We start from the raw sequence: 16,640 nt of genomic DNA, 5'->3' as shown, positions 1-16,640 counted from the left end.
GTTCCCCCTACAATCGGGCCCATGGCAGTCACCTCCACCCCGCGTTTCCCCAGCGGCACGCTCGAATGGCTGACTGCTGGGCGCCTGGAGCCGGGTAGTCGGGTCATCGTGCTGTGCCCGACTGTCACCTATTGCCGGGCCGTGGCCTCTCACGGGGTCGACGTGCTGGCCGTCCATCGCGACCCTGAGACGGCAGCAAAGCTCAACCGGACTCCCGGCGTCATGGCTGTCTGCGGATCGCCCGAGTCCTTACCCCTCAACCCCTGTAGCTTCGACGCCGTCCTGGTACATCAGCGATTCCACGAGCTCGCTCCCGGACTCGTGCTGCCCGAGGTCGCCCGCGTCCTGCGACCCAGTAGCGTCCTCGGTGTCTCCTGGCTGGTGCGTGACGACACCGTCCCGTGGGTCAAGAGGCTGGCAGCCCTGTTGCGCACTGTTGACGAAAGCGCCATGAGTGGCGATTACGGCACTGAGTCGGTACAGGAACTCGTCTCCAGCAAGTACTTCCCCGACGACGAGCACACCACGAAGCGCCTCTGGGTTCCGGTCGATCGGGATTCCCTCATCGCCATGGCGGCCAATCTTCCTGCTGTCCAGGACCTCGACACCGACTCTCGCTCCGAGCTGCTGACCAAGGTCGCTGCTCTTGCTGACGATTCCGCCGGCATGAGTGGTCTGAGACTGCCCTACCAGCTGGAATGCTGGCGGGCTTGGGTCGATCACGACGAACTCACCACCCCCATCCGTCCTGACGACAACGGGCTCACCATCACCCTCTGACGCCCACTCATGGTGTAACGACACCGTCAGTCCACGAAATGAACATCGATGGGTGACGTCACACCCACTTGGTACCATTTTCAACGAGGTGTGCCGGGAAGTCTGGTCGGCGTGACCCTGTCCCCTATCCCCGCTGAGCCTGTGGCGCGGGTACGCGAAAGGCATTTATGACAGATTCCCACAAGAACAAGCGACCTCACATGAGCATCCTGCGGCCAGTGACGGGCCCCAACGCCCTTCACCTGTCCGACATCTTCCGAAACGAGACCACCGGCGGCATGCTCATGCTGGCAGCCACGGTCGCAGCCCTCTTGTGGGCCAATTTCGGTCAGCATTCGTACCACTTCTTCCGCGAGTTGACCGTTGGTCCTCTCACGATCGAGGGGTGGGCAGCTGACGGTCTGCTGACGATCTTTTTCTTCATCGCAGGCCTCGAACTCAAACGAGAGTTCGTCGAGGGTTCACTGTCACGACCCGCCGACGCCCTGGTTCCCATCGTCGCCGCCGTCTGCGGAATGGTGTTCCCGGCCGGCATCTACACGTTGTTCAACCTACTGTCCGCCGAGGGACATCCAGCAGGTTGGGCCATCCCGATGGCCACTGACATCGCCTTCGCCCTGGCAGTACTGGCCATCGTGGGATCTGGACTACCACAGGCCGTGCGAGCATTCCTACTCACACTGGCCATCGCCGACGACCTCGGTTCCATCATCGTCATCGCGGTCTTCTTCTCCAACGGAATCGACATCTGGTGGCTCCTGGGCGCGATCGTCTGTATCGCCCTGTGGGGAGTCATGCAGCGCTTCCACGTCGACAACGGCTGGTGGTACGTCCCGATCTTCATCGTCGGGTGGTGGTGCATGCTGCACTCCGGTGTCCACGCCACCATCGCCGGTGTCGCTTTCGGTCTGCTCACCCGCACCGAGGAGGACGTCCTCGACGACCCCGTCGACCGTTGGCAGCACAAGGTTGAGCCGTGGTCCGCTGGTGCCGTCGTCCCCTTCTTCGCCCTCATGAGCGCCGGAGTGCAGGTTAACAAGGAGACCTTCCTCGGTCTGTGGGCCCACCCCATCTCCCTGGGCATCATCTGCGGCCTCATCGGCGGCAAGGTCATCGGCATCACGTTGGGCTCCTGGCTGACTGCCCGATTCACCTCTGCCGAGCTGGGTCGAGGCGTCGTGTGGCGCGATATCATCGCGGTCGCCATGCTGGCCGGCATCGGATTCACCGTCTCGATGCTCATGACCGACCTGTCCTTCCCGAAGAACCACAATTTCGCCGACGAGGCCAAGGCCTCCGTGCTCGTGGCCTCCTTCCTGGCAGCCATCCTCGGAGGTGCCCTGCTCCATCATCGCGGCAAGAGGCACAGCTTGTGGGAGGAGAAGCATCCTCACGAGGTTCCGGTGGCTGCCGGTACCTCGAACAACACCGACTGACCCTGTTCCCTCGACGACAACTCGACCCGAATACAGCAGATCGAACCGATTCCCGTTAGGCTGAGATCACCATATTCATGACGCGGAGGCATCCCATGGCAGACAAGCTCCCGGTTGGCGACACGATCGACAACCTCAAGACGGACGGCCAGAAGTTCGTCCAGGACTCCAAGGCCTTGGTGACGGCGGAGATCAAGCCTGCAGCCAAGCACGCCGGGATTGGTGCCGGCATGTTCGGCGGTGCTGGCTACTTCGGCATCGTCGGCGCACTGCTGCTCTGGCTGTGCGGCGCCTTCGCCTTCTCCCTCATGTGGCAGCACATCGGTAACTGGAGCATCCTGCTGTCCCTGGTCGTTGGTTTCGCGACAATGGCCGTCGTCATGTTCATCCTGGCCGGCATCCTTGCCCTGGTCGGCAAGGGCCAGATCTCCCAGGTCAAGGCCCCTACCGGCGTCGTCGACGAGGCCAAGTCGACCCTCGCGGCTGTCAAGTCGGCCGTTGCCCGTGGCAAGTACAACGCCACTGCTCGCAGCAGTGTTGATGCCAGCGAGGTGTCCTCGCATGCCGCGTCGGCAGCCACTGGTGTTGCCGCTCCTCGCCGCGCCAGCGGCGCCACGGCTACCCGCCACTGAACTCAAAGTTTGACGCTGGCCCTCCCACGGCACTGTGGGAGGGCCAGCGTCGTTTTGTGCACCTTGATCTCGTGCTCTGACCTCGAGGATCAGGGGATGTCGTCGGGAGTGGTGCCCTCCGGCAGACGACGAGCCCCCAGATAGCCCTCCGGAATCTCCACCACGCGCTCTCGGTCCCACGGACGCGACCAGCCACCGCGGTCGAGCAAGGACTCGAGGACGTGAGCGGTGAATCCCCAGACGAAGAGGTCCGGCAGCACGAAAGCCGGCCCGCGATACCCCGACGGGTGACGGGTCGTGGCCCGAGCGGCCGGATTGGCCAGGTCTGCCAGCCTGACGCGCTGCACCAGGGCGACCTCGGCGGGATCGACGACCCCGACGGCCCCTTCTCCTCCCCAGGTCGCCACAACGGTGGCGACGTCGGACTGGCTGGCTGCTACGTGGGCCGTCGGGAGCACTCCCCTGACGGTGACGAGGCCTCGGTCCAGCCCGACCTCCTCACGAGCCTCCCGCAGAGCTGTGTCGACGATGGTGTCATCAGTCTCCTCCGCGCGTCCCCCCGGCAGGGCGACTTGGCCGGCGTGGTGACGCAAGGACAGCGGGCGTCGCGTCAGGATGATGTCATTGTCGGTCTCGCTGATGAGGGCGAGTACTGCTGAGGACTGTCCACCACCAGGACGACGTCCCACCGAGAAATCGGGATCGTTGCGGCCCAGGCTGGCGATGAGGGTACTCAGATGACTCATGACGGCCTTTCGAGAGCCTTGTCGATAGCGGAGTTGAGCTCCTGCTGGGAGCGCCACTGACCGCTGTGGCGGGTGACGATGGTGCCGTCCCTGACGATGAAGGTGACGGGGACCCCGCTGACCTGCCATGCGCCTCGGATGGTGCTGTCAGGATCTTGAAGCTGCGGGAAGGCCAGGCCGACCTCGCCGGCGAAGGAGATGGCCTCGGATGCGTCGGACTCGGCGTAGTCGACCCCGAGGAAGGCGACCCGGTCGTGATAACGACGGTAGGCGTCTGCGATGAGAGGGGACTCGCTGCGGCAGGGTCGGCACCACGACGCCCACACCGTCACCAGGGTTACTCCCTTGGAGGTTGCCCTGGCCATCGAGACCGTCGGTCCCTCGCCGAGGCATTGCAGGCCGACGTCAGGCATCGGCCGACCTTCCGCGGCCGTCCCCGAGGTCTTGGAGATGGGCCCTGAGGACAGATGGGAGCAGTCTGGAACGCCGACCTTGTTGCGTTGATGGGCCATATCGGCGTCTCCACCGCAACCAGCCAGCATGGCGACGGCCATCACCGCGCCGAGAGTGACCGTCTTCTTCATCGTCGCGGCTCCCTGACGAGGGTGGCGGCCTCCTCGGGGTCGGTCGGTCCCTCACCGTAGGAGGGACACCATTCGGCCACTGGGCAGACCCCACATGCTGGGCGTCGGGAATGGCAGCGACGACGACCGTGCCAGATGAGGCGGTGGCACAGCATCACCCAGTCGTTCGGGTCGAAGAAGTCGGCGAGATCGGTTTCCACCTTCGCCGGGGTGGTCGCGTCGGTCCAGCCGAGCCGGCGCGACACCCTCATGACGTGGGTGTCCGGGGTGATCCCGGGGACTCCGAAGGCATTGCCGAGGACGACATTGGCGGTCTTGCGGCCGACGCCTGGCAGGGTCACCAGGGAGTCGAGGCCTTCCGGGACGTCGCCGTCGAACTCGTCAACGAGTTTTGCGGCCATCGAGACCAGCCGCACCGCTCGGGTCGGCCCGAATCCCAGGGGTGCCACGACCGTCTCGACCTCGCTGACGTCAGCGTTCGCGAGGGTCTGTGGGTCGGGCCAGCGGGAGAACAGGGTGGGAGTGACGGTGTTCACCCGTCGGTCGGTCGTCTGGGCTGACAGCACGGTGGCGACGAGGAGCTGATAGGGGCCGTCGTGGTCCAATTCGCAGCGCGCATCCGGATAGGCCTCGGCCAGCAACCTGGCCACCTCGTCAGCGTGCTCCCTACACTGATCCCGACGCACTGAGGTGGTGGATGTGGCTGCCATGATTCCAAGCATAGAAGGAGAAAATAACCCCCGTGCCATCACAAAATGTGACACCTGCCACAATATGGGGACATGCATACGGTGACTCGACCGTCGATGGTCGGACGATGCAGGTGCTCATGAGGGGAGATGTTCGGATGGCAAATGTGGTGGCAACAGCGGCGACCCAACCGCTCTTCGCAGCTCTCGGCCCCGCCTCGGCCGCCCGGATCATGGCGATGTGTGAGGCCTTGGTCTGTCCGCGAAATACGGTGATCTTCGAGGCCGGCGACCCAGCCGACAACCTCTACCTCGTCGTCGAGGGCAAGGTGAAACTCACCCGTTCCACCACTGCCGAAGACCTCACCCCTCGAGACTCGCTGCTGTGGCTCATGGGCCCCGGTGACATGTTCGGGGAACTGTCACTGGTCGACGGCGGCATGCGCTCCACGACGGCCACCACCCTCACCCGCTGCAGCTTGTTCAAGGCACCTGGCATGCAGATGCGCGAACTCGTCGAGACCCGCCACGATGTCGCCCTGGCCATGCTGGGTCGACTCTCGGAGCGACTGCGTCGGGCCGACGACAACACCGCCCACTTCGTCTCCGGTGACGTTCCCAGCCGTCTGGCCTACACCTTGCTCGACCTGGCACGCCGGTTCGGCACCGCGAACCCGTCGACAGGTCACATCGTGGTCCGTCATGACCTCACCCAGCACGAGCTCGCCCAGGCCGTTGGTTCCTCCCGTGAGACCGTCAACAAGGCTCTCACCGACTTCACCGCTCACGGCTGGATCGCCGCACGTCCCAAGGTCGTCACGATCATGGAGCCGGAGAAGCTCGCGGCGCGCGCCAACTGAGTCCCAAAAGGCCGCACCCCAAGAGGATCCCAGACCGACGAAAAACGTCCGGGGCCAAGTACGAAACCTGGACCCGGACGCTGTGGTGATCCTTGGGCGATCAGACCTCGACGGTCAGCTCAACCTCGACGGCCGATCCGAGCGGCAGGGTGGCCACACCGACGGCGCTGCGGGCGTGACGGCCGTGCTCACCGAAGATCTGTCCGAGCAGCTGGGAGGCGCCGTTGGCGACACCGGCCTGGCCGGTGAAGTCCGAAGCGGAGTTGACGAAGACGACAACCCGGACGACGCGCTTGATGGCATCGAGCCCACCGGCAACGTCAGCGGCAGCCGCGATCGCGTTGAGGACCGCAGTATGTGCAGCCTCGGTGGCCTGCTCCGCGGAGACGGTGTCCCCCACCTTGCCGACGGCGGTGAGCTCGCCGTCGACGAAGGGCAGCTGACCAGAGGTCAGGATCTGTGACCCAGTCTGGATGGCCGGCACGTAGTCGGCCACCGGAGCCGCAACCGACGGGAGGGTGATTCCCAGTTCAGCGCACTTCGTCGTGGCACTCATCGGGACTGCTCCTGGTCAGGCAGCGGGCGCTTGAAGTAGCCCACCAGTGATTCCGGATTGGGGCCGGCGACGATCTGGACGAGTTCCCAGCCGTCGGCTCCGAAGTTGTTGAGGATCTGCTGCGAGGTGTGCACCAGAATCGGTGCCGTGAAGTACTCCCATCGAGTCATAACTTCACCCTAGCGGTTTTCGGTTGAGAGCCCTGATCGGCGAGCAACACGTCGCGCCAGCTCGTCACGTCCGGACGCTCGCGCAACAGGCGTCGCCTCTCGCGCTCGGTCATGCCTCCCCAAACTCCCCACTCGAGGCGGTTGTCCAGGGCTTCGGCAAGGCACTCGGGACGCACGCGGCAACCAGTGCAGATCCGCCTGGCTCGGCGCTGCTCCTTCCCGTCCGGGAAGAGGGCATCTGCCATACCGCGGCAGTTCGCGAGGAGTGTCCAATCGTCAGCTTCGTTGCTTCCCACGAGCCTCACGGTACGCGGTACGGATGCCTTTTGACAAGGCACGGCGCCTACGAATCGACTGCGCATCGGGACAAATCGTGGTACTGCTCACGCCGACGTCTAGAGTTGTGTCATGGACACCACGGCCACCATTGGTTGGGGAATCGCGGGCACTGGACGCATCGCCCGCACGGTTCTCGACGACTTCGCACACGTCCCTGGAGCACGCATTTCCGCCGTCGCGTCGAGGTCGATCGCGCGCGTCGATGCCTTCGCCGATCTGGTCTCCCAGAGCCTCGGCACACCACGTCCCAACGCCCATGACTCGTATGCCGAAATGATCGCCAACCCCGCCGTTGACGTCATTTATGTGGCAACTCCACACCCTCAGCACCGCCCGATCGCCCTGGCTGCCATCGAGGCAGGCAAGGCCGTTCTGGTCGAGAAGTCCTTCGCCGCCACCGCGGAGGCAGCGACCGAAATGGCCGAGGCTGCTCGGGCCCACGAGGTCTTCGCGATGGAGGGGATGTGGACCCGATTCCTCCCCGTCGTCACCGAGATGATCGACGCCGTCAACAGCGGTGCGATCGGGGAGCCGACAGGTGTTCAGGGGGACTTGTTCGCCCTGCGCGATTATGACCCGGAGGACCGTCTCTTCTCGCCTGCGCTGGGTGGCGGAGTGACCCTCGATCTCGGTGTCTACGCCCTCGATTTCGCCATCCGGCTCCTCGGTGAACCCACCGAGGTCATCGCTCGTGGCAAGCACTTCCCGAATGGCGTCGACTCCGATGCCTCCATGCTGCTGACCTTCCCGAAGGACAAGTTCGCCACACTGGCGATCTCCCTGACCTCCGACGGCCCGGGACGCATGACGATCCAGGGCACTGACGGATGGATCGAGGTGGAGCCCCGGTTCCACCATCCCAGCCGCATCCTCATCCATCGTCGCGGGGTCATCCCGGAGGTCCACAACACTCCTGCCCTGGGACGTGGTTATGCCCACGAGCTCATCGAGGTCTGCGAATGCCTGCGGGCTGGGCGCACCGAGAGCCAGACGATGCCGCTGGATGCCACCCTGGCAGTGGCTCGCACGATGGCCAACATCCTCGACCAGCTCGGCGTCGAGAATCACGACGACACCGAGTTGCCGTCCTGATCCTGACCCCGATTCTCCCCCTGACAACGTGCATCGGGCGGCCACCTTTGAAGGGTGGCCGCCCGATGTTATGGGTCCATCAAACCTTCTCGACCTTCACGGCGAGGCCGAGCTCCTCGTCGCGGGACCACTGCTCGTCAGCCTCGCCGCGGTTGGCCGAGGTGGCCAGCACCTCGCCGGTGATCTCGTCGAGGTGCTCCTCGATTGCCACCGCCAGCTCACCGTCAGCCTGCCAGGACAGGCAGATGCGGTCGGAGACGTCCAGGCCGGCCTTCTTGCGGCTGTCTTGGATGAACCGGATGACCTCACGAGCCTGACCGGCGCGGGCCAGCTCCGGGGTGATCTCCAGATCCAGGGCCACCGTCTCACCCTGCTCGTTGAGGACGCTCCACCCCTCACGCGGGCGCTCGGAGACAATGACCTCGTCAGCAGTCACGACCGCCCTGCCGCCCTCGACCTCGGGCACCTCCAGCTCGACCGAGCCGTGGGAGGCCAGCTCGGAGGTCAGCCATTCTGGATCGGCAGCGGCGATGGCGGCAGCGACCTTCGGGGTGGCCTTGGCGTACTTCTTGCCGAGTGCCCGGAAGTTGCCCTTCGCGGAGTGGTCGACGAGGTCGCCGGCCGCGGTGAAGGAATCCAAGGCCATGACGTTGAGCTCGGAACGGATCTCGGCCTGCAGATCCTCATCCAGCTTGGCCAGGGCAGCACCCGAGATGAGGGCACGCGACAGCGGTTGACGAATCTTGGCCCTGGCCTCGGCACGAGCGCCACGACCCAACTCGACGATACGTCGGGCCAGATCCATCGACTCGGTCAAGGACTCGTCGATGACGGACTCGTCGGCAACCGGCCAGGTCGACAGGTGCACCGACGTCGGGCCCCCAGGATTCGTCGTCACGAAGAGGTCCTGCCAGACGCGCTCAGTGATGAACGGGACCATCGGGGCCATCAGACGGGTGAGTGTCTCGAGGGTCTCGTGCAAGGTCCACAGGGCGCTCTGATCGCCGTCCCAGAAGCGGCGACGGGAGCGACGCACATACCAGTTGGACATCTCGTCGACGAACTGGGCGATGAGGGTTCCGGTGCGCTGAGTGTCGAAGTTGTTCAGTGCTTCGGTGACCTCACGGACGAGGACGTTGGTGGCGCTAACCAGCCAGCGGTCCAGGACGTGGCGCCCGGCGACGGCCGGAGCCGCGGGAGCGGTGGCCGGGGACCAGCCATTGGCGCGGGCGTACAGGGCATGGAAGCTGACGGTGTTCCAGTAGGTCAGCAGGACCTTGCGGACTGTCTCCTGGATGGTCTCGTCACCGACGCGACGAGCGCTCCATGGGGAACCGTCAGCGGCCATGAACCAGCGCACCGCGTCGGCACCGTGCTTGTCCATGAGAGGGATGGGCAGCAGGATGTTGCCCAGGTGCTTGCTCATCTTGCGGCCGTCCTCGGCGAGGATGTGGCCCAGGCACAGCACGTTGCGATACGAGGACTCGTCAAGGACGAGGGTTCCGACGGCCATCATGGTGTAGAACCAGCCACGGGTCTGGTCGATGGCCTCACAGATGAAGTCGCCCGGGTAGTGGGCCTCGAACTTCTCCTTGGAACCGGGAACGTGCGGGTAACCCCACTGGGCGAAGGGCATCGAGCCCGAGTCCAGCCAGGCGTCGGCCACCTCGGGGACGCGGTGGTAGGTGTGACCGTCACGAGTGAGGGTCACCTCGTCGATGAACGGACGGTGCGGGTCCATTCCGGTGAGGTCGCGTCCGGCGTACTGGGACAGTTCAGCCAGGGACTCAACGCAGATGACGTCGGAGGGATCGTCGTCGTTGCGCCACAGTGGCAGCGGGGTGCCCCAGTAACGCGAGCGGCTGACGGCCCAGTCGATGTTGTTCTCGAGCCAGTCGCCGAAGCGGCCGTGCTTGATCGTCTCGGGGTACCAGGTGGTGCCCTCGTTCTGCTCGAGCAGCTGCTCCTTGACGCGGGTGGTGCGGATGTACCACGACGGTTGGGCGTAATAGATGAGGTGGGTGTCACAGCGCCAGCAGTGCGGATAGGAGTGCCAGTGCATCTCGAGTCGGAACAGGATTCCGCGCTTGTCGAGGTCGTCGCACAGCGGCTTGTCAGCAGTCTTGAAGAACTGCCCACCAACCATCGGGACCGACTCGTCGAAGGTGCCGTCGGGACGGATCGGGTTGACCAGCGGCAGGCCGTAGCGACGGCAGGTCAGCAGGTCGTCGGCACCGAAGGCCGGGGCCTGGTGGACCAGACCGGTACCGTCCTCGGTGGTGACGTAGTCGGCGAGGACGACGAAGTTGGCGTCAGCAGGGGTTGGACGACCGTCGGTGGTGACGCGCTCGGTCCTGGGCCACTCCAGGAAGTCATAGGGACGCTCATAGGCCCAGAACTCCATCTCGGTACCCATGAAGGACTCGCCGGTCAGGCTCCACCCCTCACCCAGCACCTTCTCAAAGAGCGGCTCGGCGATGACGAGGTCCTCGGAAAACGGGTCGTCCCCGGAGGTGGTGGCGACGGCGTCGGAACCTTCGGGAACCGGATTCTGGTGGGCGACGACGTAACGCACCTCGGGATGCACCGCGACGGCGGTGTTCGAGAGGAGGGTCCACGGGGTGGTCGTCCACACCAGCAGCTTGGCGCGACCGGCCAGTGGGCCCGAGGTCACCGGGAAGCGGACGAAGATCGACGGGTCGCGGTCGTCCTGGTAGCCCTGGGCCAGCTCGTGGTCGGACAGGGTCGTGCCACACCGCGGGCAGTACGGTGCGACGCGGTGGTCCTCGCCGAGCAGACCCTTGTCCCAGATCCGCTTGAGGCCCCACCACACCGACTCGACGTAGGACGGGTTCATCGTCCAGTACGCCTCGTCCATGTTGACCCAGTAGCCCATTCGCTCGGTGAGCTCGCTGAAGGCGTCGACGTGGCGGGTGACGGATTCACGGCACTTGGCGTTGAAGGGCTCGACGCCGTACTTCTCGATGTCGGGCTTGCCGGAGAACCCCAGCTCCTTCTCGACGGCAAGCTCGACCGGCAGGCCGTGGCAGTCCCAGCCGGCCTTGCGGTCGACGCGGAATCCCTGCATGGTCTTGAAGCGGGGGAAGACGTCCTTGAAGACGCGAGCCTCGACGTGGTGGGTACCAGGCTGACCGTTGGCGGTCGGTGGACCCTCGAAGAAGGTCCACGGCTGGCCGTCCTTGGTGGCCTCCAGGGTCTTCTCGAAAGTGTGTTCCCGGGCCCACAGATCCATGATCTCGTGGTCCATCGCGGGAAGGTCAATCTGCGGCGGCACGCTGTTGTACTGCCGGCAGTCGTCAGGGCGGACTGAGTTCACATCGGTCATCGCGGTGGGCGGATCCTTCGTCTCGGGTATCCGAGGGACGAGCACACCGGATTCTCCGGGTACCCGCGGTACCACCCTCCTTGCGCGACGTCGACGACGTCGGCCTCTCGGTTCGTCGATCGCTGCCGGTTCTACTGAGGTGGTGTGTGCACGTACCCGTTCTTCCGGCGACTCCGGGGTGATCGCCCCATCACTGCCTTGCGGTCGCAAGCATCCTACTCCAACTGGAGAGAATTGTGGCGGGTCTCCGGGCACGGTGGCAATGACGTCGCTCCACGGCGTCTTTGCCACCACCGACGCCACGAACGACCATCATGTACCGAAATGCCACACACCCGGGATATCCGCCTGCCCGCACGTAGACACGTGATCGAGGCGTCGTACCACAAGCGCCGGTGGCACGCAGCTTTCAGAGTCAGCCACGGACCCCGGAGGAACCCCACCTGCCCATACCGGCCAGTTGGCCCCGTCCAAGCGGATCACCCACGGCTACACCACATGGCGAGACCTCACCAGCGAAGTAGAGATCCCCAGAAGGCAAAGGGTCCCTGAGAACACTGCAGACAATGCATCTGTGCGATCCTTCACCGGCCAAGACCACAGAGCTTCGAGACTCGTGGTGCTCCCCGCCACAAGACTCATGAGGACCCAGATAGTGGCAGGTAGGGCTGACAGCCTCTTGACACCAAGTGCGTTGGCGAAAAGGGTCACCCCAGACAATCCGACAATATTTCGCGTGGCAACCATTCCGACGGGAAGATCTCCCACATATGCCACGGTTCCAAGAAGCACGGCCGACGTCATTGACAAGAGACAATCGGCAAGTGCAGTCCGCCGCCCCGATCCTACTTCCAGCCGCGTGTCACGCCGCGAAAGACACCAACCTTGCACGATGACCACGCACAAGGGAACTACGGCGGCATTAGGAACGTCAACACCCCTCCCGGTCAAAAACGGGGGGATCGCGACCATGACCTCGGAAGTGAGCCCGATGAGGACACAACAAACCACAGTAGCTGCAAGCAAAGATAACAGGGACCGATTTCGCGCCCATGCCCTCCAGCCCAGCACCACATTACGGCTCAACATGTCCGAAGCCGGGCTCGATCTTGTTCAATAATGCTGGCCTGTTTCTCGATCGGCAATCGATCGATGGATTTCAACCACTCACGAGTCTCTGGGGACAATGTCGCGTCTCGCGCCTCGATGCCGGAATGTTCCACCAACCAAGCGACAACACGCTCCTGGACATCTTCCACCCAGATCTCCACTTGGTCTTTACGAGCTTGGCATGGAGCAACAGCCATGCCATCTGCGACTGCTGACAATGTGGGTCCTGCCGATCCAGACGCATTCTCTGCTGACGCCGACCACCAAACGGTTGTTTGAGTCGATTGTCCAGTGCCCTGCCGATATTCCCTTGGAACATGAATCCCGCTAGCCCTCCACGCAGCATCTGCCTTCTGCACTATGGGACCCAGGAGTTGGAGGTCCTGCGGCCCCCAGGTACACACCGTGGGATCCTTCAAACACGTCTGTGTTCCAGTTCGAGGCACGGCAGGGAGAGCACCCACACCCTCCACCTCACGGAACCCAATTAACACTGTTGAGACCAGCCCGATAATCAAGACCACGGTCACGATGGCATTTGGATGACGGCGCTCTCTACCCGCAATGAGCGCCATCATCGACACGACAAGAACGCCGCATGCCATCGTCATACCGGCCACAAGGACTCGCGGATCTAGCATCTCCCCCACATTGCAGCAGCTCATGTAATAGCCAACCAGATACCTCAATTCCAGTACCGATACGGCCGGGCCATACAAAACGAGAACAAATGGGACCCCAAGAGCTGTCGGTGCTGCCAATGCCAATGGCCATGACGCTCCAATCACGGCACCAAAGACACCCCACGCGAGCATCCAGACAACACCAATCAATGACATTCTTACAATTTTATCCCCAGATCCTGAAAGCAGAACTGAAACACCTACAGCCATTGCGGAGGGAAGAACAGCAATTGCCCACCACGGCGCCACAATTCTCAACCGAGACCGCTTGGATAATCTCTTTAGAATCTGGCCTTCGGTAAATCTCCGAAGTTCCAAGCAAGTGCCCAGTGCGACGGGCCCCGCAACCATCATGAATGCGTAAAGTGTGCTGGAAGCTCGCTCAATAGTTGAGTGTGCCGGAGGATTCCCAAATGCTCCATACCACCACATGATCAGCATTACCGGCAAAAGACGCACACCATAAGATCGCCGGAGCAGGAGACACCACGTCATGATGTCTGCTCCGATGCACCCACGACACCAAGAAACGCCGCCTCTGCTGCATGAGAAGATCCCGCACCATGCATCAGGAACTCATCGGTCGATCCGTCGTAGACAATATGCCCCTCATGCAATATCACGACCCTGTTGTACATTGAGTCAATGTCGGAAGTGTCGTGAGTGGACACCACAAAACTACGAGTAGCGCCGAGTTCCGTGAGCAGATTCCGAAATACGTGTTTCTGCGCTGGATCAAGGCCAGCGGTCGGCTCATCGAGCAATACAATCGGCTGTCCTCCTACCAGGGCTTAAGCCAGACCAACTCGACGCAGCTGTCCTCCGGACAACTGATTGGGCTTGTCCTTCAGGCAGTCTCCAATTGGACTGCCTCTAGCGCCATAACTGCCCGCTTCTCGCTCTGGGATGAACTACACCCGCCAAGCCAAGCTGAATATGCGACTTGCTCAACCACCCGGAATCCAGGAATTGGCCTGATCTGCTGGGGCATCAGAGACATAACGGAGCGGGGATCCTTGCCTCCATCCACAGCAATTAACCCCGCAGAGGGCCGAAATTCGCCCGCACATAACCGCAGCAGGGTAGTCTTCCCCGCTCCATTAAGGCCCAAGAGAACCGTCGGCCCCATATCACCCAGAATCAAGTTCAGTTCAGCAAAAAGCCGGGATCTGCGTCGCGGATAGGAGAAATGAACCCCTTCAAGCTGTAGGGTCCGGGTCATCATCGGATCCGGAAATCACGAACAGAAAGCTTCAACCACATAGTTGATCCTTCATCGGGCCAACTAGCCGGAATCTGTAAGTTCCGGCAGGCATGCGCCGATAGTAAGTGGAACCTGTCTTCGCGCACGACAGCATCCTTTCACCGAAGTTTACGTTTGGTTTGAAGCCCCGTGCCGTGGCGCACCCAATTACACCGCGACAAGTAGCCGCTAGTGTCACGCCTGCAACCGTTCGATTCTTCACGAGGCTAGCCTCGTAGCCCAGTGCCCGCCGCCACTCGGGGGGTCATCGCCGGGTCAGCGTATTTGCAGATTTTGGTTGCGGTCAAGACGGTGACGACGCTCATGGGTTTCCGCGTACGAGGGACCGTGCCTCACCTCATTTTCCCCGCGAAACGGTGTAGGTCAGCCACGATGGAGGGTCGGTGACTGTTCTCTCACCGCCAGCAGCTCCTCGACGACCTGGGCAACCCCATCCTCGGCGTTCGAGGGCGCCTGGTGACGCGCTGCTGCGGCCGCGAGCGGGACCGCGTTGGCCATCGCGTAGGAGTCTCCTGCCCACTCCAGCATCTCGACGTCGTTGGCCCCATCCCCGAAGGCGACGGTATCGCGCTGATCGATTCCCAGGTGATCGCACAGCATCGCCAGACCAGAGTCCTTGGTGACCCCCTTGGCACTGATCTCCAGCATCGGCTTGCCGGAGGTGGTGACGTGGACCTCGTCGGTCATCCCGACACCGGTGGCACGGGCGGCAAGCTCCTCAATGGGCAGGCTGGGGTGACGAGCCACCATCTTGAGGCAGTCCCCGTCGAGGACCTCGTCGAGGTCCAGGGCCGGCATGTCGGAGGGGTCGCGAGAGTGGTCGGCGAAGGTCGTCAACTCTGCGTAGCCACGCTGGGACGCAAATGTGAGACCGTCGTCCTTAATCGTCAAGAAGCGGGTGCCGGGAGCAGCAGCAAGGAGACGGTGGGCGAACTCATTCGCCACGGCAGCCGACATCAGCTGGCGGAAGAGCACCGTGTAGGCCTGGAGATCCCAACAAATGGCGCCGTTGGAGCACAGTGCCCACCGGCCCAGGTCGTCCCGCCATTTCTCAATGCCGTAGATCTGCCGGGCGGTGACCGGCACCACCGGCACCCCGACCTTCTCGGCAGCACGGATGGCATTACGGGTACGAGGGCTGATGGTGCCCTCAGGGGTCAGCAGGGTCCCGTCGAGATCTGTCGCGATGAACACACTGCGAGGTTATCGGGATGCCAAGATCTTCTCGACGACAACGGCGAATCCGTCGTCGACGCACGAAGGTGCCCGCAGATCGGCAACGGCGACGGCCTCCGGCTTCGCACCACCCATCGCGTAGGAAGTCCCAGCCCACTGCAGCATCTCGACATCATTGGCACCATCGCCCAGGGCGACGACGTCGGCGCGGTCCTGTCCGAGGACCTTGCAGATGTGCTCCAGGCCACTGGCCTTGGTGACGCCGGCGGGTCCGGCCTCGGTCACCGTGAATCCCGCCCAGGTGGAGTGGACTCCGGGGGCGTCGAGAAGCCTGGACCGCTCGTAGACCTCGGCTGCGGGGACGCTCGGGTGCACGATCATGAGCTTGACGGCCTCGGTGGAACACAGTTCGTCGCGACTGACGAGGACATGCTCGGCGGGGTCGTTCTTGGACTCGAACGGCGGGACGATGTCGTCATACCCGTCCTCAACGAGGAAGACCGAGGAGTCCCCGATCTCCGCGCAGAAGACTGTACCCGGGATCTCGGCGGTGAGCCGATCGACGTAAGCCCTGACGGTCGAGGCCGACATCGTCTTGGTGAAGAGGGTCGCACCGGTGGACAGGTCCACCCCAACGGCACCGTTGCTGACCAAGGCGTACTGACGGAAAACCGGACCGAGGATTCGTAGCCCGCCGATGGCTCGCCCCGTCACCGGGACGACGTGAACCCCGGCTGCTTCGGCAGCCTCAAGAGCCGCGAGATTCCGGGCAGAAACGGTGGCGTCCGGGCGTAAAAATGTTCCGTCGAGATCAGTGGCGATGAGCACATTCCCAACCCTATCTGCCCGTGCTGAACCCGCCCGGTCACCCGCACGGTTTGGGTACCGTCGGTGGGGACCATCACAATGGTTTCTGCGGGGCGTTTTGTGCGGAGGGGGTACTGGCCGATGGCGAGGAAGCAGGAGGGCGCTCGTAGCGGGTCCGCGTCGTCTCATCGTTGGCACGGGGACGAGCCCATCCCGCTCACCGCTGACGGTATCGACGCTCGCATCTTCCGCCCCGGCCAGGCATCCGCTCAGCCGACGTCCCAAACCCATCCGACTCCGCCGGAACCTCCGGTCGAGGATGACAGCCCGACCCGGCTCGGCCCGGTGCGCACGGCCTCGACGTCGTGGA

The 16,640-nt window shown here is 63.4% G+C and carries 17 protein-coding genes; 5 read left to right on the top strand and 12 right to left on the bottom strand.

Features of this window, described 5'->3' with window-relative positions:
* The first annotated feature begins 165 nt into the window (after positions 1-165).
* The 3 genes from ACP8ML_RS01295 to ACP8ML_RS01285 all read left to right on the top strand — a co-directional run bounded on the left by ACP8ML_RS01295 (position 166) and on the right by ACP8ML_RS01285 (position 2,848).
* Positions 166-780: a methyltransferase domain-containing protein gene (locus tag ACP8ML_RS01295; protein ID WP_231097143.1), complete on the top strand. Its 615-nt coding sequence runs from the start codon at positions 166-168 to the stop codon at positions 778-780.
* A gap of 167 nt (positions 781-947) precedes the next feature.
* Complete coding sequence (nhaA, locus tag ACP8ML_RS01290; protein WP_065673335.1) at positions 948-2,216, top strand: Na+/H+ antiporter NhaA; 1,269 nt, start codon at positions 948-950, stop codon at positions 2,214-2,216.
* Positions 2,217-2,311: 95 nt separating this feature from the next.
* Complete coding sequence (locus ACP8ML_RS01285) at positions 2,312-2,848, top strand: phage holin family protein (RefSeq protein WP_117189773.1); 537 nt, start codon at positions 2,312-2,314, stop codon at positions 2,846-2,848.
* Between the two features lie 89 nt (positions 2,849-2,937).
* On the opposite strand, the gene ACP8ML_RS01280 is transcribed toward ACP8ML_RS01285, so the two are convergent.
* Genes ACP8ML_RS01280 through nth form a run of 3 tightly spaced genes read right to left on the bottom strand, consistent with a single transcriptional unit; the run spans position 2,938 to position 4,900 of the window.
* Positions 2,938-3,594 carry an NUDIX hydrolase gene (locus ACP8ML_RS01280; RefSeq protein WP_065673334.1) on the bottom strand — a complete coding sequence of 219 codons (657 nt, stop codon included), beginning with the start codon at positions 3,592-3,594 and terminating at the stop codon, positions 2,938-2,940.
* Positions 3,591-4,178, bottom strand: a complete 588-nt coding sequence (locus ACP8ML_RS01275; protein ID WP_016666845.1) for a TlpA family protein disulfide reductase — start codon at positions 4,176-4,178, stop codon at positions 3,591-3,593. Before ACP8ML_RS01275 ends, ACP8ML_RS01280 begins: the two co-directional genes overlap by 4 nt.
* A complete protein-coding gene (nth, locus tag ACP8ML_RS01270; protein ID WP_117189774.1) occupies positions 4,175-4,900 on the bottom strand; it encodes an endonuclease III in 726 nt (241 codons plus the stop codon). The genes ACP8ML_RS01275 and nth overlap by 4 nt, the downstream gene beginning before the upstream one ends.
* A 95-nt stretch (positions 4,901-4,995) precedes the next feature.
* On the opposite strand from nth, the gene ACP8ML_RS01265 reads away from it, so the two are divergent.
* The gene (locus ACP8ML_RS01265; protein WP_117189775.1) at positions 4,996-5,727 is read left to right on the top strand and encodes a Crp/Fnr family transcriptional regulator; all 732 of its coding nucleotides are present in this window, start codon (positions 4,996-4,998) and stop codon (positions 5,725-5,727) included.
* Positions 5,728-5,827: 100 nt separating this feature from the next.
* On the opposite strand, the gene ACP8ML_RS01260 is transcribed toward ACP8ML_RS01265, so the two are convergent.
* From ACP8ML_RS01260 to ACP8ML_RS01250, 3 genes are read right to left on the bottom strand one after another with little or no spacing between them, the layout of a single operon-like run.
* A complete protein-coding gene (locus ACP8ML_RS01260; protein WP_117189776.1) occupies positions 5,828-6,283 on the bottom strand; it encodes a RidA family protein in 456 nt (151 codons plus the stop codon).
* The gene (gene sp36 / locus ACP8ML_RS01255) at positions 6,280-6,453 is read right to left on the bottom strand and encodes a Sp36 family protein (protein ID WP_016666842.1); all 174 of its coding nucleotides are present in this window, start codon (positions 6,451-6,453) and stop codon (positions 6,280-6,282) included. Before sp36 ends, ACP8ML_RS01260 begins: the two co-directional genes overlap by 4 nt.
* Complete coding sequence (locus ACP8ML_RS01250) at positions 6,450-6,749, bottom strand: WhiB family transcriptional regulator (protein ID WP_081302637.1); 300 nt, start codon at positions 6,747-6,749, stop codon at positions 6,450-6,452. Before ACP8ML_RS01250 ends, sp36 begins: the two co-directional genes overlap by 4 nt.
* Before the next feature lie 112 nt (positions 6,750-6,861).
* On the opposite strand from ACP8ML_RS01250, the gene ACP8ML_RS01245 reads away from it, so the two are divergent.
* Entirely contained in the window at positions 6,862-7,884 is a 1,023-nt protein-coding gene (locus ACP8ML_RS01245) for a Gfo/Idh/MocA family protein (RefSeq protein WP_117189777.1), read from the top strand.
* Between the two features lie 79 nt (positions 7,885-7,963).
* On the opposite strand, the gene ileS is transcribed toward ACP8ML_RS01245, so the two are convergent.
* The 6 genes from ileS to ACP8ML_RS01215 all read right to left on the bottom strand — a co-directional run bounded on the left by ileS (position 7,964) and on the right by ACP8ML_RS01215 (position 16,291).
* On the bottom strand, positions 7,964-11,230 hold the full coding sequence (gene ileS, locus ACP8ML_RS01240) for an isoleucine--tRNA ligase (RefSeq protein ID WP_117189824.1): 3,267 nt from the start codon (positions 11,228-11,230) through the stop codon (positions 7,964-7,966).
* A gap of 489 nt (positions 11,231-11,719) precedes the next feature.
* The gene (locus tag ACP8ML_RS01235; protein ID WP_081302641.1) at positions 11,720-12,301 is read right to left on the bottom strand and encodes a hypothetical protein; all 582 of its coding nucleotides are present in this window, start codon (positions 12,299-12,301) and stop codon (positions 11,720-11,722) included.
* Positions 12,302-12,312: 11 nt separating this feature from the next.
* Entirely contained in the window at positions 12,313-13,464 is a 1,152-nt protein-coding gene (locus ACP8ML_RS01230) for a hypothetical protein (protein ID WP_117189823.1), read from the bottom strand.
* Positions 13,465-13,870: 406 nt separating this feature from the next.
* The gene (locus ACP8ML_RS01225; RefSeq protein ID WP_346723508.1) at positions 13,871-14,248 is read right to left on the bottom strand and encodes an ATP-binding cassette domain-containing protein; all 378 of its coding nucleotides are present in this window, start codon (positions 14,246-14,248) and stop codon (positions 13,871-13,873) included.
* Between the two features lie 402 nt (positions 14,249-14,650).
* Complete coding sequence (locus tag ACP8ML_RS01220; protein ID WP_065673330.1) at positions 14,651-15,481, bottom strand: Cof-type HAD-IIB family hydrolase; 831 nt, start codon at positions 15,479-15,481, stop codon at positions 14,651-14,653.
* A 9-nt stretch (positions 15,482-15,490) separates the two neighbouring features.
* Positions 15,491-16,291, bottom strand: coding sequence for an HAD hydrolase family protein (locus ACP8ML_RS01215; RefSeq protein ID WP_065673329.1), 801 nt, complete (start codon positions 16,289-16,291; stop codon positions 15,491-15,493).
* Positions 16,292-16,640 lie beyond the last annotated feature (349 nt).

This window comes from Cutibacterium sp. LaCa_255 (assembly GCF_057458005.1).
The sequence above is the reverse complement of the archived record's forward strand: the minus strand, read 5'-3'. Positions and strand labels throughout refer to the sequence as shown.

Bases quoted from the DNA above. Each gene is read 5' to 3' on its own strand.
- nhaA (WP_065673335.1), top strand. From the start codon at position 948: ATGACAGATTCCCACAAGAACAAGCGACCTCACATGAGCATCCTGCGG.
- ACP8ML_RS01230 (WP_117189823.1), bottom strand. From the start codon at position 13,464: ATGCTGATCATGTGGTGGTATGGAGCATTTGGGAATCCTCCGGCACAC.
- nth (WP_117189774.1), bottom strand. From the start codon at position 4,900: ATGCTTGGAATCATGGCAGCCACATCCACCACCTCAGTGCGTCGGGAT.
- ACP8ML_RS01245 (WP_117189777.1), top strand. From the start codon at position 6,862: ATGGACACCACGGCCACCATTGGTTGGGGAATCGCGGGCACTGGACGC.
- ACP8ML_RS01225 (WP_346723508.1), bottom strand. From the start codon at position 14,248: ATGATGACCCGGACCCTACAGCTTGAAGGGGTTCATTTCTCCTATCCG.
- ileS (WP_117189824.1), bottom strand. From the start codon at position 11,230: ATGACCGATGTGAACTCAGTCCGCCCTGACGACTGCCGGCAGTACAAC.
- ACP8ML_RS01285 (WP_117189773.1), top strand. From the start codon at position 2,312: ATGGCAGACAAGCTCCCGGTTGGCGACACGATCGACAACCTCAAGACG.
- ACP8ML_RS01275 (WP_016666845.1), bottom strand. From the start codon at position 4,178: ATGAAGAAGACGGTCACTCTCGGCGCGGTGATGGCCGTCGCCATGCTG.
- ACP8ML_RS01280 (WP_065673334.1), bottom strand. From the start codon at position 3,594: ATGAGTCATCTGAGTACCCTCATCGCCAGCCTGGGCCGCAACGATCCC.
- ACP8ML_RS01265 (WP_117189775.1), top strand. From the start codon at position 4,996: ATGCAGGTGCTCATGAGGGGAGATGTTCGGATGGCAAATGTGGTGGCA.
- ACP8ML_RS01260 (WP_117189776.1), bottom strand. From the start codon at position 6,283: ATGAGTGCCACGACGAAGTGCGCTGAACTGGGAATCACCCTCCCGTCG.
- sp36 (WP_016666842.1), bottom strand. From the start codon at position 6,453: ATGACTCGATGGGAGTACTTCACGGCACCGATTCTGGTGCACACCTCG.